Raw genomic sequence first — 23493 nt, 5'->3', positions numbered from 1 at the left:
AACGCCCGACCGACACACCCAACCGATGCGCTCACCCAAGACGCCAGCGCCCGGCCATCTGGCCGGGCGCTGGGTGTTCAGGGTATCGCTCGCGGTGGCGTCAGCCGGTGTTGCGAAGGCCAGCGGCGATCCCCGCCATGGTCACCATCAGGGCGCGGGACAGGTCCGCGCTGATGGCGCCGTCGGCGTCGCGGTTACGCTGCAGCAGCTCGGCCTGCAAGCCATGCAGCGGGTCGATGTAGGGGTTGCGCACCTCGATGGCCTGGCGAATCAGCGGCGTCTTCTCGAGCAGCTCCTGCTGATCGAGGATCTTCAGAAGTTCCTCGTTGAGCTTGCCGAAACGCTCCCGCAGGCGGTTGCCCAGGGCCTCCAGGCTCGGCTCGTCCACCAGGCGATGCTCGTAGTAGGCGGCCAGTTCCACGTCGGCCTTGGCCAGCAGCATCTCGAGCATGTCCAGGTAGGTGCCGAAGAACGGCCACTGCTCGCGCATCTCCTGCAGCACCTCGAGTCCGCCGGGCTCGGCCAGGCGGGTGGCGAAGGCCTCGCCGGTGCCGAGCCAGGCCGGCAGCATCAGACGGATCTGGGTCCAGGCGAAGATCCAGGGGATCGCGCGCAGGGTCTCGACGCCGCCGTCCTGACGTCGCTTGGTCGGCCGTGAGCCCAGCGGCAGGCGACCGAGCGCCCCTTCCGGGGTGACCGCACGGAAGTACGGCACGAAATCGGGGTCCTGGCGCACCACACCGACGTAGGCACCGTGGGCGATCTCGGCCAGGCGGTCCATCTCGTCGCGCCAGGCCGGCTTGGGCTTGGGCGGCGGCAGCAGCGACGCCTCCAGTACCGCGCAGGCGTAGATCTCCATGGAGCGCAGGGCGATATCGGGCTGGCCGAACTTGAAGCGGATCATCTCGCCCTGCTCGGTCACCCTGAGGCTGCCGTTCACCGAGCCTGGGGGCTGGGACAGGATGGCGGCGTGGGACGGACCGCCGCCACGGCCCACGGTGCCACCGCGGCCGTGGAACAGGGTCAGGTCGACACCATGGCTTGCGCAGACGTCGACCAGCGCCTCCTGGGCCCGGTACTGGGCCCAGGCCGCCGCCAGCTGGCCTGCGTCCTTGGCCGAATCGGAGTAACCGATCATCACCTCCTGGCTGTCACCGGCGAACTGGCGGTACCCGGGTAGCGCCAGCAAGCGGTCGATGACGTCACCGGCGCGGTTGAGGTCGTCCAGGGTCTCGAACAGCGGTGCGATGGGCATGCCGACACGGCCCCCCACCTCCTTCATCAACAGCGCCACGGTGAGCACGTCCGAAGGCTGCGCGGCCATGGAGATGATGTAGGTACCCAGCGCCTCGCCATGCTCGGCGGCGACCACCTGGAAGGTGTCCAGGGTCTCGCGGGTCTCGGCGGAGCACTCCCAACGCCGCGGGATCAGCGGCCGGGTCGACTCGAGCTCCGCCAGCAGGAAGGCCTGGCGCTGCTCCTCGCTCCATTCGCGGTAGTTGCCCAGGCCCAGGTCGTGGGTCAGTTCTTCCATCACCAGGGCGTGGCGGCTGGCCTCCTGGCGCAGATCGAGCTTGGTCAGGGTGACGCCGAATACCGCCACACGGCGCAGGGTGTCGAGCAGCACACCGTTGGCGATGGTGTCCAGGCCGACGTCGCATAGCGAACGGTAGCAGGCCAGCAGCGGCGCATAGAGCTGGTCCCGGGTCTCGATGATCGGCCCACCGTCATAGCTCTTGCCGTCGAGCTCGGCCTTGGCCCAGTCGCGGGTGGCCTCGACCTTCGCCACCAGACGCTTGAGTAGCTCGCGATAGGGCTCGGCGACGTTGCCGACCTCGGCACGCAGGGCACTGTTGGTGCTCCACATGGACAACTCGATCTTGAGCTGCTCGAGATCACGCAGGTACAGGTCCGCCGCCATCCAGCGGCCCAGCAGCAGCACCTCCCGGGTGACCCGGGCAGTGACGTTGGGGTTGCCGTCGCGATCGCCACCCATCCAGGAAGCGAAACGCAGCGGCGCGGCGTCCAGCGGCAGACGCTCGCCGGCGCTTTCCAGCAGCAGGTTATCCAGGTCCCGGTGGAAGTCCGGCACCGCCTGCCACAGTGAATTCTCGATCACCGCAAAGCCCCACTTGGCCTCGTCCACCGGGGTCGGCCGGTCGTGGCGGATCTCGTCGGTGTGCCAGGCCTGGCTGATCAGCTCCTCGAGCCGCCCCTTGGCCCTGGCCGCACGCTCGGGGTACTCGCTGGAGGACTCGATGGCGGTGAGACAGTCATCGATGGCGTCGTACTTCTGAATCAGGGTGCGCCGGATGACCTCGGTGGGATGGGCGGTCAGCACCAGCTCGACGCGCATGTTGGCCAGCGTCTCGACCAGGGTGCGCGACGAGTGGCCTTCGCGCCGGGCGCGCTCGAGCAGCTCACCGAGCACCGGCTGCATCCCCGGCTTGTAGTCCTCGACCCGACGAAAGCGGGCACGGTAGTGCTGCTCGGCGATGTTGGCCAGGTTGAGGAACTGATTGAACGCCCGGGTCACCGGCAACAGGTCCTTCTCCGGCAGCCGGCGCAGGTACTCGATCAGCTCCTGCTGGCCGGCCTCTTCGCCCTGGCGGCCCCGCTTGGCCAGTCCGCGAATCGTCTCGATGCGTGACACGAACTCGGGTCCGAGATCATCGGCGATGGTGCGTCCCAGGCTGTCGCCGAGGATGCGGACGTTATCGCGCAAGGATTCGTGCAGATCGTGGCTCATGGGGTCTCCTTGGGTGTGGTGTCCAGCGGGTCCCGAGCGTGCGGCCCCGCCTTGTTATCGATAGGGTCTGGCCGGCCTCGTCAGTCCATGGTCGGATCGAACGGATCGGACGGCTCGGCGCGTTCGGCACGCTTGGCCTGCTGCCAGTGCTCTTCCATGCGCTCCAGCGAGGCCCGGCCGAGCGGCGTGTCCTGGGCTTCCAGGGACCGCTCCATATGGCGAAAGCGGCTCTCGAAGCGCTGATTGGTGCCTCTCAGGCAGGCTTCCGGGTCGACTCCCAGGGTGCGCGCCAGATTGACGGTGGCGAACAGCAGGTCGCCCACCTCGGTGGCGGCGTGGTCGCGATCCCCGGCCGAGAGCGCCTCGCGAATCTCGCCCAGCTCCTCTTCGAGCTTGTCGAGCACCCCGTCGGTGTCCGGCCAGTCGAAGCCCACCCGGGCCGCGCGCTTGGACAGCTTGGCGGCGCGGCTAAGCGCCGGCAGGGTCCGCGGCACGTCATCCAGCGCCGAGACAGAAACCACCGCTTCGGCCTCGCCCTGCTGCGGGCCGCTGCGTCCTTCCCGTTCCTCGGCCTTGAGCGCCTCCCAGCGGGAGTGGACCTGACGGGTCTCGACCTCGGCGGCACTGACGCCCTGGCGGCGGGATTCAAGGGTGCCGTCGGGAAACACGTGGGGATGGCGACGCAGCATCTTGTCGGTCAGCGTGTGCACCACGTCATGGAAATCGAAACGCCCTTCCTCGCTGCCGAACTGGCTGTAGTAGACCACCTGGAACAACAGGTCGCCGAGCTCCCCCGGCAGCTCGTCGAAGGCGCGTCGCTCGATGGCGTCGGCGACCTCGTAGGCTTCCTCGAGGGTGTGGGGGACGATGGTGTCCCAGTGCTGCTTGACGTCCCAGGGGCAGCCCTGCTGGGGGTCCCGCAGCACCGCCATCAGGGTCAGCAGGTCATCGATGGAATAGCGCCGGCTCATGTGCGACGCCCTCCCTGACCGCGCTTGCGCTTGACCTCGATGATATTGGGCAGCTGCTGGATGCGGGAGAACAGCCGGCCCAGGGTCTCCAGTCCGTCCACCTCGGCGGTGATCGAGATGCGCGCGATGCCGTCGTCGGTGTTGGTCAGGGTGTTGACCGAGAGCACGTTGACCTTGTCCTGGCCGAGCACGGCGGTGACGTCGCGCAGCAGACCGGAGCGGTCCCAGGCCTGGATCTCGATATCCACCGGGTACTGGCTGCTGGAGCGCTCGCCCCACTCCACCTCGATCACCCGCTGGGGCTCGTCGACCCTAAGCTGCAGGATGTTGGGGCAGTCCTGGCGATGGATCGACACGCCACGGCCCTGGGTAATGAAGCCGACGATCGGCTCGCCGGGGACCGGATGACAGCAGTTGGCCATGTTGGTCTTGAGGTTGCCGACGCCCAGCACGGTGATCTCGCCGTCCGGGGTCTTGGCCGGCTTCTGACGCGGCTTGGCCAGCAGCCGGTCGAGGTGCTCTTGCTCGTCGCTGTCGCCGAACAGCTGCTGGGCCTGGTGCAGCACCTGACCGATACGCAGGTCGCCGGCGCCAAGCGCGGCGTACATGTCGTCGGCATTGGCGTAGTTGACCTTCTGGGCCAGGGTGGCGAGGTCCATGTCGTGGACGTCGAGACGCTTCATCTCGCGCTCGAACAGCGCCTTGCCCTCTTCCAGGTTCTGGTCACGCGCCTGGTGCTTGAACCAGGACTGGATCTTGGCCCTGGCCCGGGAGGTGCGCACGAAGCCCAGGTTGGGGTTGAGCCAGTCACGGCTCGGGGCGCTCTTGTTGGCGGTCAGGATCTCGACCTGCTGACCGGTCTTGAGCTTGTAGGTCAGCGGCACGATGCGACCGTTGACCTTGGCGCCGCGACAGCGGTGGCCCACCTCGGTGTGCACGCGGTAGGCGAAGTCGATGGGGGTGGCCACCCTGGGCAGGTCGATGACGTGACCGTCCGGGGTGAACACATAGATGCGATCCGGCGCCACGTCGCTGGTCAGGCCCTCGCGCAGGTCGCCGAATTCGCCGATCTCCTCGTGCCACTCGAGCACCTGACGCAACCAGGCGATCTTTTCCTCGTAGCTGTCGCTGCGGGCATTGGTATCGTGGCCCTTGTAGCGCCAGTGGGCGCAGACCCCAAGTTCGGCCTCTTCATGCATGGCGAAGGTGCGGATCTGGATTTCCAGCACCTTGTTCTCGGGGCCGATGACCGCCGTATGCAGGGACTGGTAGCCATTCTTCTTGGGGTTGGCGATGTAGTCGTCGAACTCGTCGGGCACGGTGTGCCAGCGCGAGTGGACGATGCCGAGCATGGTGTAGCAGTCCTGCACCGTGGGCACCAGGATGCGCACCGCGCGTACGTCGTGAACCTGGGAGAAGTCGATGCGCTTGCGCTTCATCTTTCGCCAGATGGAGAAGATGTGCTTGGCCCGACCGTCCACCTGGAACTGGTGGATGCCCTGGGCCGACATCAGCGACTTCAGAGTCTCCACCACCTCCTGGATGTAGCGATCGCGATCCAGGCGCTTCTCGGCCAGCTGCCGGGCGACGGTCTTGTAGTCGTCCTCGTGGAGGTAGCGGAAGGACAGGTCCTCGAGCTCCCACTTGAGGTGGCCAATGCCCAGGCGGTGGGCCAGCGGAGCGTAGATGTCGAACACTTCGCGGGCGACCCGCACCTGCTTCTCGCGCGGGGCATCGCGGACCTGGCGCAGGGCGCAGGTGCGCTCGGCGATCTTGATCAACGCCACCCTGACGTCGTCGATCATGTTGACCAGCATCTTGCGCAGGTTGTCCTGCTGATCCTGCTGCTGCAGGCCGGCGGTGGTGGCCTGGGTATTGCTGATTGCGGCCATCTGCAGCACGCCCTCGATCAGGCTCGCCACCTCGCGGCCGAAACGCTTGGCCACCTGCTCGGGCTTGATCAGGTTCTCACGCACCGCGCGATACAGCACGGCGGCTTCGATGGCGGTCTGATCCAGGCGCAGCTCACCGAGGATATCGGCCATCTCGAGGCCCATGCGAAAGCTCGAGCCGTCCTTCAACCAGGACTTGTGGGGCCGCTCGGAGGCCTGCTCCAGCGACTGCGCCAGCTGGCAGGCCTCGACCAGTTCATCGGCGTCGGCCAGCTTGACGTCGTCCTGCAGCCGCGCGACCCACTGATCGATATCGACCCGACCATCCGCGGTCAACGGCTGGTCTTCCCGCACTTTAACCATCTTTCCTGACTCCTTGGCGTGGCGACGGCCCCTGGCGTTCGAACAGTACCATCGACTCGAGGTGCGAGGTGTGCACGAACATGTCCGCCATGGCGACCCGTTGCAGACGATAACCTCCCTGCAACAAGTGTGCCGCATCGCGAGAAAGCGTGGCGGGATCACAGGCAATATACAAGACCCGGGACACCGTACTTTTGGCCAGTGCCCGGCACAGCGCCTCGGCCCCCTCGCGCGGTGGGTCCAGTACCACCACCTCGGCATCATGGGTACGCAACAGCCTTGCCACCTGCCCTTCGTCATGCAGGTTGCCCTGGAGGGCAGCCACGTCCAGATCCGCGCCCGCGGCGTTGTCGGCCAGGCGCGCGGTCATCTCCGGCGAGCCTTCCACCGCGCTCACCGCGTAGCCCGACGCCGCCAGCGGCAGGCTGAAATTGCCGATCCCGGCGAACAGATCCAGCAGGGGTTCATCGACCCGGCGAGGTGTTCCCAGCCAATCCAGCGCGGTCTCGATCATGCGCTGGTTGACCTGGGCGTTGGCCTGCAGGAAGTCGCTCGGTCCGACGCCGAGGCTGAGCGGGCCACGCGCCGACGGGACCGTCACCTGGAGTCCTCGGGGCGGGGTCACCAGCCACTCGAAGCGCACCTGTTCACGGCCTGCCAGCACGCCGACGGCGATGCCTCGCTCATCGGCCCATGCACGCCAGCGTGCCAGGTCCGCGGGTTGCTCGCGCAGTTGGCGGATCACCAGGGTCACCTGGCCGTCGCTGGCCAGCAGTTCCAGATGGCCGACCTGGCGTGGCGCCTCGAGGCTCGCCAGCTGCTGGTGCAACGGTGCCAGCAGCGACGACAGCTCCGGCACCAGAACGGTGCAGCTCTCCACCGATACCAGCCGGTGACTGCGCCTGGCGCGAAAGCCCAGATGGATGCCGCCGTCGGCATCGACCCTGACCCCCAGCCGAGCACGGCGGCGATAGGCGACGTCATCACTGGCCAGCACCTCGATGCGTTCGAGGTCGACCTCGACGCCCTGACGGGCCAGCAGCTCCGACAGTACGACGGCCTTGTGACGACGCTGGGCGTCGAGTTCCAGATGCTGCAGATCACAGCCGCCACAGCGCTCGATGTAGGGACAGGGCGGCGTCACCCGGGTCGGCGCGGCCTCGATCAGCTCACGCAGGTGGGCCTCGTCGTAGCGCTTGCGGGTGCGATGCACCGCCACCCTGACCCGCTCGCCGGGCAAGGCCCCCTCGACAAACAGGGTCTTGCCGGCGGGCGAACGGGCAATCCCGCGGCCATCGTGGGACAGCCCCTGAATCTCGAGCTCGTCGGGCAGCTCATCGGACGTGTCGGTCTGGTAGGCCCGGCGAGTGTCCGACGGGCGCTTGTGAGCAAGCCCCGAGACACCGGAGCGCTGACGCGGCGGACGGCGTTTTCCTAGTCCAGCCACCTCAGGAGTCCGGCGCCAGCAGACCGGTGGAGAGATAACGGTCTCCCCGGTCGCAGACGATGAACACGATCACCGCGTTCTCGACCTCTTCGGCCACCCTGAGCGCCCCGGCCAGGGCGCCCCCCGAGGATACCCCCGCCAGGATCCCTTCTTCCCGGGCCAGTCGGCGCATGTGTTCTTCGGCCTCGTGCTGGCCGATGTCCAGTACCCGATCGACCCGCTGGGGTTCGAAGATCTTCGGCAGGTAAGCCTCGGGCCAGCGACGAATCCCGGCGATGCTGGCGCCGTCCTCGGGCTGCAGGCCGATGATCTCGATGTCGGCGCGCTGCTCTTTCAGGTAACGCGACACCCCCATGATGGTGCCGGTGGTCCCCATGGAGCTGACGAAGTGGGTAATCCGACCGTCGGTCTGCTGCCACAGCTCGGGGCCGGTGGTGCGATAGTGACCCAGCGGGTTGTCGGGATTGGCGAACTGATCCAGCGACTTGCCCTCGCCTCGAGCGACCATGCTATCGGCCAGGTCACGGGCCTCTTCCATGCCGCCTTCCTTGCTGACCTCGATCAGCCTGGCACCGTAGGCCGCCATGGCCTGCTTGCGCTCGCTGGAGGCGTTCTCCGGCATGATCAGCACCATGCGATAGCCCTTCATCGCCGCGACCATGGCCAGGGCGATGCCGGTATTGCCGGATGTCGCTTCGATCAGGGTGTCGCCGGGGGCGATCTCGCCGCGCTTTTCGGCCTCGTCGAACATCGACAGGGCCGGCCGATCCTTGACCGAGCCCGCCGGATTGTCACCCTCGAGCTTTGCCAGCAGCACATTGTTGCGCCCGGCGCTGATGCGCTTGAGGCGGACCAGCGGGGTCTTGCCGACCAGCTGGTCGAGGTAGGGGAATTCCATAAGACTTTCCTTGTAACGTCATCTGACGCCATTATATCGACGCCCCTCGCCACTGGACAGGCATGGTCCCATGGGGTGACATGGAGACGTACGAGACGGCGGTGGCCGCTCTTCGTCCGCGCCTATTCCCGGCCAGGAACGCAGCGCCTATGAGTTTGAGAACACGGTTGATGCTAGCCCTCGTGGGGCTGCCGCTGCTGCTGCTGGGGCTGGCGATCAGCCTCGCCTTGTATCAGGACCATGGCCTGCGCGAGGCCGCCATGGAAGAAAACCTCTCTACCGCCACGCGGCTGGTGGCCCCCGAGCTGGGCGAGGCCCTGTCGCTGGACGATATCGCCGGCGTTCAGGCGGCTGCCAATCGCCTGATGGATATTCCCAGCGTCCGTGCCCTGCGCCTGGTGCAGCAGGATCAGGTGGTGCTTGAACTCGGTCGACTGCGGGCCGAAGCGCTGAACGTCGAGGCTCCCAGCCAGGGGCTGTTGACCCAGCACTATCGCCAGTGGGTGTTGACGACGCCGATCACTGCCGTGGACGGCGCCTACCTGATCCTCGATATCGACGCCTCGCTGCTGTTGCTCGCCACCTACAGCGATATCGCCAGGGGCGCCATGATCCTGCTGGTCTGCGGCCTTCTGCTGTTTCTGGTGGCCTTCACCCTGGGCCGCCGCCTGACCCAGCCGCTGGATGACATCGCCCACCTGCTCGACCAGCTGGCCGCCGGTCGTCAGCCCCACCACCTGCCGCTGGACCACCCGCTGGAGCTGGCCGAGCTGGGGCGCCGGGTCAACGCCCTGATCGACCACCAGGCGCGGGCCCGCGAAGACCTGCAGCAGCAGATCGAACACGCCACCTCGGAACTTCAGGAGTCCATGGAGACCATCGAGGTGCAGAACATCGAGCTCGACATGGCCCATCGCCAGGCGGTGGAGGCCAACCGGGTCAAGTCGGAGTTTCTGGCCAACATGAGCCATGAGATCCGCACGCCGCTCAACGGCATCATCGGCTTCTGCCGGCTGCTGGGGCGCTCGTCGCTGGACCCGCGTCAGCGCGAGTGGCTCGACCAGGTGCAACGGGCCTGCGACAACCTGATGTCGCTGGTCAACGATGTGCTCGACTTCTCCAAGCTGGAAGCCGGTCGTCTGGTGCTGGAACAGGTGCCGGTGGACCTCCAGTCGCTGGTCGACGAGGTGCTGGGGCTGCAGGCGCCACTGGCCCAGCAGAAGGGCCTGCAGCTGCTCAGCCTGATCTATGACGACGTACCGGCGGAAATCACCGGTGATCCGCTGCGACTGCGCCAGATCATCACCAACCTGGTCAACAATGCCATCAAGTTCACCGACCGCGGCGAGATCATCGTGCGGGTCATGGTCGAACAGTCCCGTCACGAGCGCTTCACCCTGCGCATCAGCGTCAGCGATACCGGCATCGGCCTCAGTGACAGCCAGCAGCGTCGACTGTTCCAGGCCTTCCGCCAGGCCACCGCCGGACACAGTCGCCAGTACGGCGGCACCGGCCTAGGGCTGGCCATCTCGCGGCAACTGATCGAGCAGATGGGCGGCACCATCGGCGTGGACAGCACCCTCGACCACGGCTCCAACTTCCACTTCACCCTGCCCCTGACCAGCACCGCAAGCCAGGTGCGTGCGCCCGAACTGGCGCTCGACCAGGCCTCGATCTTTGTCGAGGAACCCCACGGCCCCACCCGCAGGGCCCTTTTGCATATGCTCGAACAGTGGGACGCCCGGGTTGTGGCGAGCCCTCAGCAGGCCGCGCTGGCACTGGAAGCCATCGCCATCGAGGAGCTCGAAGAGGGCCGCATCGGCGAGCTGCGCACACGACTCAGGCAGCGCAACTGCCCCACCCTGCTGTTGATCAATGCAGGACTTCCGGATGTGCCCGGACTGGGTCTGCCCGATGGCTCGAGCGTACTGTCCAAGCCGTTGGCTCGCCAGACCCTGGCGGAAGCGGTGGAGGGCGCCCTCGCCGGTACTCGCCACAGGCCGAGCCTGCCTGCGCCGACGTCCCCGCCGGCGCTACCGTCTCGCCAGCCCTATGTGCCCGACGAGACGTCGACAGCGGCCCCGGCTGCACCGCCCCAGTGGAACAACTCACAGACCCCGCCGCCTTCGCCGGACACGCAAACCTCTATGGCCAGCCTGCTGATCGTCGATGACAGTGAGACCAACCGCCTGCTGCTGCGAGAACTGGTGGAAGGCCCGGAGCGTCGCGTGACCCTGGCCACCAGTGGGGAAGAAGCCCTGGCACTGGCCCAGCAGCAGCTCTATGACATGGTACTGATGGATATTCGCATGGGTGGCATGGATGGTGTGGAGACGACCCAGGCGATCCGCCAACTCAGCCCCGCCTGGGCGAAGAGACCGATCATCGCGGTGACCGCCCACGTGCTGGAACACCAGCGCCGAGCGCTTCTGCAAAGCGGCATGGACGATGTGCTGATCAAGCCACTCGACACCGAGTGCCTCGACCGCCTGCTTAGAGAAAGGCTGGGCAGCGGACTGACGGAAACGACCCCGGCGCCGAACTCACCGGTCACCGACAAGTATCGACAGGACGCCGGTGACGCTGATGACTCGGTCGAGCCGGCCGTCCCAGACCAGGCCCATGGCAAGGACCAGGGCCAGACCCGTGACAACAGCGATGACCAGGGCAACGACCTGCCCGACATCGACATCGCCCTGGGCACCCGCCTGGCGGGTGGGCGCGAAGCGCTGGCCAGGCAATTGCTGGCAAGCCTGGGGGCATCGCTGGACGAGACCCGTCGAGAGATCGAGGCGGCGCTGGCGGCCGAGGACGAAGAGGCCCTGCTCGATAGCATCCACGCCCTCAACGGTGCCTGCCGCTACTGCGGTGTACCGCGCATGGCGCTGCTGGTGGAAACCCTCGAGACCCGACTTCGCTCACGAGGGATCGACGGCGTTCGTCCGCTGCTGCCCACCCTGGAGCAGGCCATGACCCAGGTCGAGCGCTGGCAGCAGGACAGCGGAGAAACCCCACTGAAGGGACCGGTTTAGCCGACGCGGACAACTGTCGCTCGCAACTTTCGCTCGCAACTATCAACTATCGCTCGCACTTCGGGCGCCAGCGCCTGATCGTGCAACGACCGATCTTGCAGCGCCCCCCGTGCAGCGGCGCCCCCCGCAGCGATCAACGCCTTTCGAGCACCACGAAGGCCAGTGCCACATCGCTCTCGTCGCTGAGACTCAGGTGACAAGCGCCGACACCCGCCTGGTCGGCCAGACGTAGCGCTTCCCCCGAGACCACCAGCTCCGGCCGCCCCAGGGGATCGTTGACCACCTGTATCTCGGTCCAGCGCATGCCATGGCGAAGACCGGTGCCCAGTGCCTTGAGCCAGGCCTCCTTGGCGGCGAAGCGCTTGGCCAGAAAGGCCGAAGGCCGTGGCGCCTCGGTATAGCGCTCGGCTTCCAGCGGCCCCAGGATACGCTCGGCGAAGCGCGCGCCATGGCGCGCAATGGCCGCATCGAAGCGTTCGATCCGCGCGATATCGGTGCCGATGCCGAGGATCATGCCAGGGCTCCGACAGACCCGGTATTCCCGGGCAAGGCCCCGACAGACAGACCTCCTCGAGCCGGCGCTGACATCGGCAACGCCTCAGTGCTGATGGTCGTGGTCGTGGTCGTGGTCGTGCTCATGCTCGTGCTCTTGCTCAAATTCGTCGATGGCCGCGACCAGCCCCGCCTCGTAGCCGGCCAGCATCAGTCGCTTCATCTCCGCCACCGCCTCCTTGAGGCCGACGAACAGCGCCCGGGCGATGATGGCGTGACCGATATTGAGCTCGTTGAGGCCGGGGATGGCGGCGATGGCCTCGACGTTATGGTAATGCAGGCCATGACCGGCATTGACGATCAGATCGAGCTCGACGCCCATTTCGGCGGCGGCCACGATGCGCTGGTACTCGCGCGCCCGATCGCTGTCGTTATCGGCCTCGGCGAAGGCGCCGGTGTGCAGCTCGATGGCCGGAGCACCGGCGCGCCTGGCGCTGGCGATCTGATCCGGATCGGGATCGATGAACAACGATACCTCTGCCCCCACGGCGGCCAGTCGGCGACAGGCGGCTTCGATGGCGTCGAACTGGCCGACCACGTCCAGGCCACCTTCGGTGGTCAGCTCCTCGCGCTTCTCCGGCACCAGACAGACGTGGGCCGGACGTACCTCTTCGGCCAGCGCCAGCATCTCCTCGGTCACGGCCATCTCGAGATTCATGCGGGTGTTGAGAACCTCGGCCAGCAGGCGCACATCGCGTTCCTGGATATGACGGCGGTCCTCCCGCAGATGGACGGTGATGCCATCGGCGCCGGCTTCTTCGGCGACCAGGGCCGCCTGAATCGGGTCGGGATAGCGGGTACCGCGGGCCTGGCGCAGGGTCGCGATATGGTCGATGTTGACGCCGAGCAGCAGTCGAGGGGGATGCATCAAGGTTCTCCGTCATGGGGATGAAAGACGAGCCCTATGGTAGCACCGCCGACAGGCCGGCGGTCACCCGCGGCCAGGCGATATCAGCGCGCTGAAGCGTCAGCGAGACTGGCGGCGACGCTCGGCCATGGCGACCATCAGCGCACGGGAGCGCAGCGGACGGTCGCCAAGCAACGGCGCCAGGGCGACAAGGGTCAGCGCGCCTGGCGGCGACGCTCGGCCATGGCGACCATCAGCGCACGGGAGCGCAGAGGACGGTCGCCAAGCAACGGCGCCAGGGCGACAAGGGTCAGCGCGCCTGGCGGCGACGCTCGGCCATGGCGACCATCAGCGCACGGGAGCGCAGCGGACGGTCGCCCAGCAACGGCGCCAGGGCGACAAGGGTCAGCGCGCCTGGCGGCGCCGCTCGGCCATGGCAACCATCAGCGCACGGGAGCGCAGCGGACGGTCGCCCAGCAGCGGCGCCAGGGCCGCACGCGATAGCGCCTTGGCCGGCCCCGCGAGCCCGGCCTCGCCCCAGTCGGCCCCGGCCAGCAGGCGCAGGGTGCGCCCGTCGATGCCGCGCTCTGCGACGACAAAGGCCCGACTGCCGGGCTCGAAGCGGTAGCGCCGCTGGGGATCCAGGCCGCCACCGTCGGGCGTGGTGAAACGCGGCGCGGCGTCCAGCGCATCGAGTAGCGCAAATTCGAGCCGACGCAGGGCCGCAGCGCGGGAGGCCGGCGTCGCCAACTCGTCCAGCGCCGAGGTGTAGAAGGCGAACACCTGCCCCACCGGCAACTCCACCGGCAGCAGGCGGGTCAGCAATTCGTTGGCGTAGAGACCGCACAGCAGCCCCTCGCCGGCGAGCATCGCCGCCGGGCCACGGGACTCGATCAATCGCAGCCGCTTGAGCTCGCGATCGCCCTGCCAGGTCAGGTGCAGGGGCGCGAACGGCTGCATCTGACTGCGCGAGCGACTACCGGGACGCTGCACGCCCTGGGCCACGGCGCGCACACGACCGTGGTCCAGAGTCAGCAGTTCGACCAATGCACTGGTCTCGCGGTAGGGACGCTTGTGGAGCAGAAAGGCGGGCTGGGGCTGCATGGGGATCCCGACGTCGGGGCAACAGGATCACAACAGGACCATCGTCGTCGATGATCCTGCCGGGGCGCGGGGGAACGGCTCAGTCGAGGTCGTAGCCGAGGCTCTTGAGGGCGCGTTCGTCGTCGGACCAGCCACGCTTGACCTTGACCCACAGGTTGAGCATGACCTTCTTGTCCAGCGCCCGCTCCATATCCAGGCGTGCCTCGCGGCCGATCTTCTTGATGCGATCGCCGCTGTCGCCGATCAGGATCTTCTTCTGGCCCTGACGCTCGACCAGGATCAGCGCGCTGATGTGCACCACCCGGGCCTCGTCACGAAACTCCTCGATCTCGACGGTCATCTGATAAGGCAGCTCGTCGCCGAGCTGGCGCATGACCTTCTCGCGTACCATTTCGGCAGCCAGAAAACGCATGCTCTTGTCGGTGACCTGATCTTCCGGGAAGAAGTGGATACCCTCGGGCAGGTGCTTGTCGATCTCGGCCTCGAGCTCCGGCACATTGGTGCCGTGCTGGGCGGCGATCGGCACCACCGCGGCGAACTCGCGCTTGTTGCCGAGCTCGGCCAACCACGGCAGCAGGGTGGCCTTGTCCTGCAGGCGGTCCACCTTGTTGACCGCCAGGATCACCGGCGCCTCGACGTTGGCCAGGCGGTCCAGCACGATCTGGTCTTCCTCGGTCCAGCGGGTGCGGTCGACCAGAAAGACCACGCAGTCCACGTCCCGCAGGGCCTGCACCGCCGCCTGGTTCATGAAGCGGTTGATCGCCTTGTTGCGGTCCTTGCCGAGGATATGGATACCCGGAGTGTCGACGAAGATGGCCTGAGCGTCGCCTTCGGTCTTGATCCCCAGCACCTGGTGGCGGGTGGTCTGCGGCCGCCGCGAGGTGATCGAGATCTTCTGTCCGAGAATACGGTTCATCAGGGTGGACTTGCCGACGTTAGGACGGCCGACAATGGCCACGAATCCACAGGTCTGACTCATGCGCTGACTCCCTTGGGATCGAGGCGTTGCAGGGCGCTTTCGGCGGCCATCTGTTCGGCGTGGCGGCGGCTGGCGCCGGTGCCGACGGTGTGTTCGTCGAGCATCTCGACGTGGCACTCCACGGTAAAGGTCTGGGCGTGGGCCTCGCCTTCCACCGAGGTCACCTCGTAGCGAGGCAGCGGTGCCTGACGGGACTGCAGAAACTCCTGCAGGCGGGTCTTGGGGTCCTTCTGGGACTGCTTGAGGTCGATGCGCGCCAGGCGCTCCTCGAACCAGGCCAACACCCGCGTGCGTACCGCGTCCATGCCGGCGTCCAGGTAGATGGCACCGATCACCGCCTCGACGGCGTCGGCGAGGATCGATTCACGCCGATGGCCGCCACTTTTCATCTCGCCGGAACCCAGGCGCAGGCATTCGCCAAAGCGCATCTCCCGGGCCAGCTCCGCCAGGGTCTGGCCCTTGACCAGGCGCGCCCTCAGGCGCGAAAGCTGGCCTTCACGGGCCTCGGGAAAGCGCTCGAACAGCGCCTCGGCGATGACAAAGTTGACGATCGAGTCACCCAGAAACTCGAGGCGTTCGTTGTTGCGCCCACCGAAGCTGCGGTGGGTCATGGCCAGTTCCAGCAGACTCGCGTCCTGGAATTCATGGCCGATGCGGCGACTGAAGGGGGTCAGGGAATTGCTCACGACGCTCCTGTTAACTCTTTGTGCTGGCGATGGAAGAACCAAGCGGCGTTGAAGCGATCACGGGATCGTCCTCACGCTGGAAAAGCTCGGCAGTCCACCGTCCCAATGCATCCATACCGCGAAGGCCTTGCCGACGATGTTGGCTTCCGGGATAAAGCCCCAGTAGCGGCTGTCATTGGAGTGGTCCCGGTTGTCGCCCATGGCGAAGTACATGCCCTCGGGCACCACGACGTCGTGGACCAGCGGGCCGCGATCGCGGGGATTATTGTAGATCTGATGCTGATGTTCGCCCAATTGCTCGGAGAACAGCAGCTCACCTGGCGCGCTCTCCGGAGCGTCGTCGAGCAGCGTCTTGGGCACCGGCTCGCCGTTGACGTAGAGCTGTTTGTCGACGTAGCGCAGGGTATCGCCGGGCAGCGCCACCACGCGCTTGATGAAATTCACCGCCGGGTCCTGGGGATAGCGGAAGACCATGACGTCACCCCGCTCCGGCTCGTTCAGATCGAGGATCTTGGTGTTGGCCACCGGCAGCCTCAGGCCATAGGTGAACTTGTTGACCAGGATGAAATCCCCGACCTCCAGCGTCGGGCGCATGGAGCCTGACGGAATCTGAAACGGCTCCACCACGAAGCTTCTGAGCACCAGCACCACCAGCAGCACCGGAAAGAACGACTTGGCGTAGTCGACCGGCCAGGGGTCCTTGCGCGAAAGCTCCCGAGCGGACAGATCCACGCCTTCGGTGGTGCCGGTTTCGGCAGCTGCGGTGACGGCTTGACGCCGGGGGCGCCACCAGACCAGGTCGAGCAGCCAGATCAGACCGGTGACGGCGACCGCGATCACCAGCAGCAGGGAGAAGTCCATATCAGTGTTTCCAGGTGGCTTGTAAGTCGGTATCTGAGGGAGGGGCAAGCCGTCCCGGCGTCACACCGGGACAGATCGACCGCCGCTGGGGCATCAGTCGTTCACCTTGAGCACGGCGAGGAAGGCGTCCTGAGGGATCTCCACGCGACCGACCTGCTTCATGCGCTTCTTGCCGGCCTTCTGCTTCTCGAGCAGCTTCTTCTTGCGGGTCATGTCGCCGCCGTAGCACTTGGCGGTCACGTTCTTGCGCAGCGCCTTGACCGTGGAACGGGCCACGACCTGGCCACCGATGGCGGCCTGGATCGCCACGTCGAACATCTGACGCGGGATCAGCTCTTTCATCTTCTCGACCAGCACACGACCACGGCTGTGGGCGTGATCGCGATGGATGATCACCGCCAGGGCATCGACCCGGTCGCCGTTGATCAGCACGTCGAGGCGTACCAGCTTGGCCGCCTCGAAGCGCTCGAAGTTGTACTCGAGCGAAGCATAGCCCTTGGAGATGGACTTGAGCCGGTCGAAGAAGTCCATGACGACTTCGCTCATCGGCAATTCGTAGGTCAGCTGGATCTGGCTACCCAGGAACAGCATGTCCTTCTGGGTGCCGCGACGCAGCTCGCACTCGCTGATGACGTTGCCGACGAATTCCTGGGGCACCAGGATGCTAGCGCGCACGATGGGCTCGCGCATCTCCTCGACGTCGGCCATGTCCGGCAGCTTGGACGGGTTGGAGACGTAGCTGACGTCACCGTTCTTCATCGCCAGTTCGTAGACCACCGTCGGCGCGGTGGTCAAAAGGTCCAGGTCGTACTCGCGTTCCAGACGCTCCTGCACGATCTCCATGTGCAGGGTGCCGAGGAAGCCGACGCGGAAACCGAAGCCCAGGGCGTCGGAGTTTTCCGGCTCGTAGTCCAGCGAAGCGTCGTTGAGCGCCAGCTTCTCGAGCGCATCGCGGAAGTCTTCGTAGTCGTCGGCGCTGACCGGGAACATGCCGGCGTAGACCTGGGGCTTGACCTTCTGGAAGCCCGGCAGGCGCTTGACGTCCGGCGTCTTGGCGTGGGAGATGGTATCCCCCACCGGAGCCCCCTGAATGTCCTTGATACCGGCCACCACGAAGCCCACTTCACCGGCGCGCAGGATGTCGGTCTCCTTGCGCAGCGGGGTGAAGATGCCGACCTCGTTGGCCTGCCAGTCACGTCCGGTGGACAGGATGCGAATCTTGTCGCCCTTCTTGAGCACGCCGTCGAAGATCCGTACCAGCGATACCACGCCCAGGTAGTTGTCGAACCAGGAGTCGATGATCAGCGCCTGCAGCGGCTTTTCGGGGTCGCCCTTGGGCGGCGGAATATCGCGCACCAGCCGCTCGAGCAGCGCATCGATGCCCAGACCACTCTTGGCCGATACCTGACAGGCGTCGGTGGCGTCGAGACCGATGATCTCCTCGACTTCGTGGGCGACCTTGTCGGGGTCGGCCTGGGGCAGGTCCATCTTGTTGAGCACCGGCAACACCTCGAGACCCTGCTCGATGGCGGTGTAGCAGTTGGCCACCGACTGGGCCTCGACACCCTGGGCGGCGTCCACGACCAGCAGTGCGCCCTCGCAGGCATACAGCGAGCGCGACACCTCGTAGGAGAAGTCGACGTGCCCCGGGGTATCGATGAAGTTGAGCTGGTAGGTCTCACCATCGTTGGCGTGGTAGTCCAGCGTCACCGACTGGGCCTTGATGGTGATGCCGCGCTCGCGTTCCAGATCCATGGAGTCCAGCACCTGATCCTTGAGCTCGCGCTCTGACAGGCCACCGCAACTCTGGATCAGGCGATCGGCCAGGGTGGACTTGCCATGGTCGATGTGAGCGATGATCGAGAAGTTACGTATATTATTGATTACCTTGCGGTTATCAGGATCAGACATGCAGGATGATTCCATCTTGAGAACGCACCGGACAGCGACAGGCTCGCCCTGCCCCGATGACGCGGAAAAAAAAGTTGGCGCTATTGTACCGGCATCCCCTGCCCCGCGCATCCCAAGCCGTTGCGGCGGCTCGATTCGATATCACAGGACGACAACGCCCGAGGGCCATGGCGGCCCTCGGGCGTCGTCGGTCAGCGGGACGCGCCTCAGTCGTCGGCCAGGCGCAGCGCCACGAACAACGAGCGGCCGTCACGGTACAGACGAACCGGCACCGCCTGATCGGCAGGCAGCTCACGCACCAGCTGGCTCAGCTGGCGACCGCTTTCCACCGCGACCTGGTTGACGCTGACGATGATATCGCCACGCCGGATGCCGGAAGCCGCCGCCACGCCACGCGGGTCGACGTCGCTGACCCGCACGCCGGCGTCGATGCCGTACTTGTCACGCTCGGCGTCGGACAGCGACTGCACCGCCAGACCCAGGCGTGCCGGCGACGCGCTGCCGGACGACTGACCGCTGCCACCGGCCAGCTCCTCGGGCCAGTCGCCAACGGTGACGCTGAGGGTCTTGCGATCCCCGGCGCGCAGCACGGTCAACTCGACCTCGCTGTCCGGAGCGACACGGCCGATCAACCGCGGCAGGTTGCTGGAGCGCTCCACCGTCTCGCCATTGACCGCGAGCACGATGTCACCGGCCTGGACGCCGTCACGCGCCGCCGGCCCGTCGGGATCGACGTCGGCGATCAGGGCACCCTCGGGGCGGTCCATGCCGAACGACTCGGCCAGGTCCTTGGACACCGGCTGAATCATCACACCGAGCCAGCCCCGGGTGACGTGACCTTCGCTTCGCAACTGGTCGGCGATGTCCATGGCGACATTGATCGGAATGGCGAAGGACAGCCCCATGAAGCCACCGCTACGGGTGAAGATCTGGGAGTTGATGCCGATCACCTCGCCGTCGAGGTTGAACAGCGGTCCGCCGGAGTTACCTGGGTTGATCGCCACGTCGGTCTGGATGAAGGGCACGTAGGCATCACGCGGCAGAGTGCGGTTGATCGCCGAGATGATGCCTGCGGTGACCGAGTGATCGAAGCCGAACGGCGAACCGATGGCGGCCACCCACTCCCCCACCTTGAGGTCGTCGGAGTCACCCAGGGATAGCGTCGGCAGATCGCTGGCATCGACCTTCAGTACCGCCACGTCGGTCTTCTCGTCGGCCCCGACCAGCTCGGCCTTGAGGTCACGACGGTCATTGAGGCGCACCATGATCTCGTCGGCGCCCTCCACCACGTGGGCGTTGGTCATGATGTAGCCGTCCGCGTCGATGACGAAGCCGGAGCCCAGCGACTGACGCTCCTCGGTGCGACCACCGCCTCCGCCGGGCGGTACCGGGAAGCGATCACCGAAGAAATGACGGAAGATGTCGGGGATTTCCTGGCCACCGAAATCGCCGAAGGGCGTGGAGTAGCCCTCGGTGACCCGGGTCGTCGAGATGTTGACCACGCCGGGGGCGGCCTCTTCGACCAGTTCGGTGAAATCAGGAAGATCCCTGGCCAGGCTGGATTGGGCGACAACCATTCCCACCACCAGCGTCATCCACATGGACAGGGTGCGAGTCATTGGCTTCATGCAAGGCTCCTGCGTAAGACTCAGATAGGACTCAGAGTGCATTTGACGCAACCTCGAGGGTCGCTTCTTGTAGTACCGTCACGCCGCCAAAAGGTTCAGTCATTAGCGGGCAAAATAACGCGACAAGGGCCCGTGAAGTGTTCGGGCAAAGGGCTATCACAACAGAGCTATCACAACGGGGCTAGAGCACCAAGGTCGGCCGATACGCCTCGGCGCGGCGGCGCAGATGCCGACGCAGCACCACGCCGCCAAGGGCCAGGCCCGCGATAAACACCAGCGGCAGCGACCAGTGATCCGGCGACTGGACGTTGACGGCAAGGGTCGCCCCCAGCGCCAGCCATAGCGGCAGGCCGTAGACCAGCACGCTGGCGCGCACCAGGCTCGTCCGGGACAGGGCCAGGGTCACCGTCTGCCCGATGGCGGGACGCTGCTCGGTTTCGATCTCGAGCTCACGCCGATCGTCGCTCCTGCGCAGCAGCCAACGCGCCCCGCAGCCGCCCCGCGCAGCGCAGCGCCCGCAGCCGCCGGTTGCCGCCAGCGCTACCCTGACCCCTGCGGTCGTCCAGCCCACCACTCGCGCCTCTGCGGTCGCGCAGTCGGTGCTCATGACGACGCTTCCTGATGGACATTGCTCACCGCCTCAGGGCGCGCACCATCGCTCACACCCTGCGACTGCCCCTCGGCCAGCTCAAGGGTTTCGGCCACCTTGACCAGCACGTTGGGGGGCAGCTCGCCTACCGCCACCACCTGAAGCAACTGGCCTTCACGCTGCACTCGGCGCACCGCGGCGTGACTGGCGCCCAGTCGATGGACACCCGGCCTTAGTACCCGGGAACCCGCTACCGGTTCGACGAACAGGCTGATGGTCGACAGGCCATCGCTGTACAACTTGTGGCGGCGAGGCCCATCGCTGTCGGATGCCATCGCCATCAACGGCTGGGCAACAAAGCCGCGAGGCAGCCAGCCTGCGCGCCAGTCGAGCCTGGCCGAGGACGGCGGCCGGCGCAGCTCCACCTTGCCGTCGTAGCGTTCCGGCGGCGTCATCGCCACCAATTGGAAGGTATCCAGCACCTGGCCCCGCTCATCGATCAGGGTGCGCTTCAAGGGGATGGCGGTCTCGCGGTCGAGCCAGATGCGATAGCCGTAGCGCATGGCGTCAAGCGGCAACAGTTCCAGACGGATCGCGTGACGATTGGCGATGCGCTCCTCGCCGTCGAAGCGCAGCCGATAGAAGCGTGACAGGTGCTCGACCAGCGCCTGGGGAGAGGCCGGCGCCGCCCCCTGGCTATCACCGAGCTCGAAGCGAAAGGCGCCCCCCTCTCGCAGCAGCGAGCGACTGGGGCCATCGAGGAAGTGGAGGCGATCGCGCTCGACGCCCTGCTGGATGTCGCGAGCCACCGACAGCGTCACTACTTCCTCATCGACGATGCGAACGGCGCGCGCCTGATACTGGTAGCAATGGGAAGCCCAGACACTGCGCTCGAACCAGTCTCCCGGAGACTCGGGAGGTGACAAGGCGGTCAAGGCGCTGCAGTCGTAGACGCTCTGGATACTATTCGGATCAGCTACCGAGTCAGCCGAGGCCTCGGCGTTCGCCGTTACGGCGTCGACACCAGGGTCGGCAACGGCCTGGGCGGGAAGAGAAAGACAGACAAGGGAAAGCGTCAGCCAGCCGGCCAACGCTGCAAGCGACCCCTGATGTGGCATAGAAATCATGTCCTGACAGGCACTGCTGAGAATGCGCTCGGCCCCACAGGGCCGAGCAGATCATTGCTATCTCGATGCCAGATCGATCACCTCAACGGGCTTCCGCCGGGGTGCTGCGCAGCATCGGCATCCAGTTGTCGGCACTGCTGAAGGCCGCCCCCTGGGCATGACGATCGAGGTACGACTGCAACAACTGGGCCTGCGCCTGGTCACTGACCCGCGACTGCTGGGCAGATGGCGACAGCATCATCGGCGAGGCCACCTGGGCGCCGACGGTCATCAGGCCATTGCTGGAGCCTGTGCCGGACTGAAACATCGGCAGATCCATCAGCGAAGGCCGAGACGCCGCTACGCTGGCGAGCTCTGCACCTGGCACGGCGGACGCTGTCTGTGCTGCGCCGCTATTTACGCCGCCGCTTACGCCACCCGCAGCCCCGCTGCTGGCCACACCGGCACCGGAACCGTCGATGGAGCCATCGAAGGCGCCGTTATAGAACTGAACCCCGCTGATCACCATCAACGAGACCGCCGCGGCAATACCGGCACCGCGTGCGAGCCCCATTCCGCCGCGCTTGGCGACCGCGCCGTCGGCGGGAGCCTCCATCTGCGGCGCAGGCTCATCCTCGAGGCGAGCCAGGATACCGGCGGACAGATCCACCGAGGGGTCACTATCGGTCTCGCGGCGCAGCGCGGCACGCATCAAATGGTAACGACGCCAGCTCTCGGCGCTGTCCTGGTCGCTCTCGAGCGACTTCAGCACTCGACGCAATTCCAGCTCGTCACCTTCATTGTCCATCAGGGCTGAAAGCGATTCCCGTGCGTTCAGACTCATTCTCCACACCTCATTTCGACGAAGCGTCGCGCCTCCAGCTCCATAGACCACCGGAGATGCGCCAGGTTCCGCCACCGATTCTCGGTTACTCGCCACCGGCTCGAGCGCCAGGTGACGACCGTCGTTGATTGTTGCATCGGGCCGGTCACTGGGTAAGACGCCCAATCTGGCGAACAGTTCATCCCAATTTGAAAAAAATGGGGAATTCGGCAGCAAAAGGGGTCCCCTGCCTCACCCCTGCGCCCACGACCAGCTCACAGGCTCACGATAGCGAATCAGGAAAGTGACTCGGCGTTTCGCGAGGTCGTCATCAGCGGCTGAATATGTTGATCCACCGCCTCCCTGGCGCGAAAGATGCGCGAGCGCACGGTACCCACCGGGCACTGCATGATCTGGGCGATGTCTTCATAGGAAAGACCATCGAGTTCGCGCAGGGTAATGGCGGTGCGCAGGTCATCGGGAAGATTCTCGATCGCCTCGAATACCGCCGCCTCGAGCTGGTCCCTGGCGATGGACGCCTCCGGTGTCTCGATATCGGCCAGCCGGCCACTCATGTCGACGATCTCGGCGTCATTGATATCCAGATCGCTGCCCGGCGGACGACGCCCGCGGGACACCAGATGATTCTTGGCGGTGTTGATGGCGATGCGGTACATCCAGGTATAGAAGGCGCTCTCGGCGCGAAACTTGCCAAGCGCCCGGTAAGCCTTGATGAAGGCCTCCTGGGCCACGTCCTGCACCTCGGCGTGGTCGCTGATGTAGCGGCCGATCAGGCCCAGAATCTTGTGCTGGTACTTCTTGACCAGAAGGTCAAAGGCTCGGGTATCGCCCTTCTGCGCGCGCGCCACCAGCTGCTGGTCCGTTTCCTTGGGCGTCATGTCTCTCCTCCCCGACGATGTCGGGCTGACGACGCCGGACCCTCGGTCTGGCCCTTGGCAACAGGGTGCCACCTTTCGCCTGTCGGCGATGTATAGGTCATGGGTCTCGTCATGATAAAAGGCACAAGTGTTCCTGTTTCCTTGGCTCGCATCAAG

General features: G+C 66.0%; 18 protein-coding genes. 1 reads left to right on the top strand and 17 read right to left on the bottom strand.

Translation table 11 applies throughout. The annotated features are described in order from the left end of the window. Nucleotides 1-100 precede the first annotated feature (100 nt). From ppc to cysM, 5 genes are all read right to left on the bottom strand, one after another. Complete coding sequence (ppc, locus tag KUV74_RS17835; protein WP_222516991.1) at nt 101-2749, bottom strand: phosphoenolpyruvate carboxylase; 2649 nt, start codon at nt 2747-2749, stop codon at nt 101-103. Between the two features lie 80 nt (nt 2750-2829). After that, a complete protein-coding gene (mazG, locus tag KUV74_RS17830) occupies nt 2830-3720 on the bottom strand; it encodes a nucleoside triphosphate pyrophosphohydrolase (protein WP_222516990.1) in 891 nt (296 codons plus the stop codon). Further along, complete coding sequence (gene relA / locus KUV74_RS17825) at nt 3717-5975, bottom strand: GTP diphosphokinase (RefSeq protein ID WP_108132708.1); 2259 nt, start codon at nt 5973-5975, stop codon at nt 3717-3719. The genes mazG and relA overlap by 4 nt, the downstream gene beginning before the upstream one ends. After that, on the bottom strand, nt 5968-7422 hold the full coding sequence (locus KUV74_RS17820) for a TRAM domain-containing protein (protein WP_222516989.1): 1455 nt from the start codon (nt 7420-7422) through the stop codon (nt 5968-5970). The genes relA and KUV74_RS17820 overlap by 8 nt, the downstream gene beginning before the upstream one ends. A gap of 1 nt (nt 7423) precedes the next feature. Beyond that, nucleotides 7424-8320 (bottom strand): cysteine synthase CysM, encoded by an 897-nt coding sequence (gene cysM, locus KUV74_RS17815; protein WP_222516988.1) that lies wholly within the window; start codon nt 8318-8320, stop codon nt 7424-7426. 149 nt (nt 8321-8469) lie between these two features. Between cysM and KUV74_RS17810 the strand changes: the two genes are divergently transcribed. Further along, nucleotides 8470-11352, top strand: a complete 2883-nt coding sequence (locus tag KUV74_RS17810) for an ATP-binding protein (protein ID WP_222516987.1) — start codon at nt 8470-8472, stop codon at nt 11350-11352. Between the two features lie 133 nt (nt 11353-11485). Here KUV74_RS17810 and acpS read toward each other — a convergent pair whose 3' ends face one another. The 12 genes from acpS to rpoE all read right to left on the bottom strand — a co-directional run bounded on the left by acpS (nt 11486) and on the right by rpoE (nt 23337). Further along, nucleotides 11486-11866: a holo-ACP synthase gene (gene acpS / locus KUV74_RS17805; RefSeq protein WP_108132704.1), complete on the bottom strand. Its 381-nt coding sequence runs from the start codon at nt 11864-11866 to the stop codon at nt 11486-11488. Between the two features lie 84 nt (nt 11867-11950). Further along, the gene (pdxJ, locus tag KUV74_RS17800; RefSeq protein ID WP_222516986.1) at nt 11951-12772 is read right to left on the bottom strand and encodes a pyridoxine 5'-phosphate synthase; all 822 of its coding nucleotides are present in this window, start codon (nt 12770-12772) and stop codon (nt 11951-11953) included. Between the two features lie 384 nt (nt 12773-13156). Further along, a complete protein-coding gene (gene recO, locus KUV74_RS17795; RefSeq protein WP_108132702.1) occupies nt 13157-13855 on the bottom strand; it encodes a DNA repair protein RecO in 699 nt (232 codons plus the stop codon). 79 nt (nt 13856-13934) lie between these two features. Beyond that, a complete protein-coding gene (era, locus tag KUV74_RS17790; protein ID WP_045993485.1) occupies nt 13935-14834 on the bottom strand; it encodes a GTPase Era in 900 nt (299 codons plus the stop codon). Then, complete coding sequence (rnc, locus tag KUV74_RS17785) at nt 14831-15520, bottom strand: ribonuclease III (protein ID WP_045993484.1); 690 nt, start codon at nt 15518-15520, stop codon at nt 14831-14833. Before rnc ends, era begins: the two co-directional genes overlap by 4 nt. Before the next feature lie 57 nt (nt 15521-15577). Then, nucleotides 15578-16381: a signal peptidase I gene (lepB, locus tag KUV74_RS17780; protein ID WP_045993483.1), complete on the bottom strand. Its 804-nt coding sequence runs from the start codon at nt 16379-16381 to the stop codon at nt 15578-15580. 93 nt (nt 16382-16474) lie between these two features. Continuing rightward, nucleotides 16475-18292, bottom strand: coding sequence for a translation elongation factor 4 (gene lepA, locus KUV74_RS17775; protein WP_045993482.1), 1818 nt, complete (start codon nt 18290-18292; stop codon nt 16475-16477). Nucleotides 18293-18498: 206 nt separating this feature from the next. Beyond that, nucleotides 18499-19920: a DegQ family serine endoprotease gene (locus KUV74_RS17770; RefSeq protein WP_222516985.1), complete on the bottom strand. Its 1422-nt coding sequence runs from the start codon at nt 19918-19920 to the stop codon at nt 18499-18501. Between the two features lie 181 nt (nt 19921-20101). Next, nucleotides 20102-20527, bottom strand: coding sequence for a SoxR reducing system RseC family protein (locus tag KUV74_RS17765; protein ID WP_222516984.1), 426 nt, complete (start codon nt 20525-20527; stop codon nt 20102-20104). After that, nucleotides 20524-21627: a MucB/RseB C-terminal domain-containing protein gene (locus KUV74_RS17760; protein WP_222516983.1), complete on the bottom strand. Its 1104-nt coding sequence runs from the start codon at nt 21625-21627 to the stop codon at nt 20524-20526. The genes KUV74_RS17765 and KUV74_RS17760 overlap by 4 nt, the downstream gene beginning before the upstream one ends. A 91-nt stretch (nt 21628-21718) precedes the next feature. Beyond that, nucleotides 21719-22459, bottom strand: coding sequence for a sigma-E factor negative regulatory protein (locus tag KUV74_RS17755; protein ID WP_045993479.1), 741 nt, complete (start codon nt 22457-22459; stop codon nt 21719-21721). 275 nt (nt 22460-22734) lie between these two features. Continuing rightward, nucleotides 22735-23337 (bottom strand): RNA polymerase sigma factor RpoE, encoded by a 603-nt coding sequence (gene rpoE, locus KUV74_RS17750; RefSeq protein ID WP_045993478.1) that lies wholly within the window; start codon nt 23335-23337, stop codon nt 22735-22737. Nucleotides 23338-23493 lie beyond the last annotated feature (156 nt).

Source organism: Halomonas sp. DP1Y21-3 (assembly GCF_019801245.1).
In the GTDB taxonomy this organism is placed as follows: Bacteria; Pseudomonadota; Gammaproteobacteria; order Pseudomonadales; family Halomonadaceae; genus Halomonas; species Halomonas litopenaei.
The sequence above is the reverse complement of the archived record's forward strand: the minus strand, read 5'-3'. Positions and strand labels throughout refer to the sequence as shown.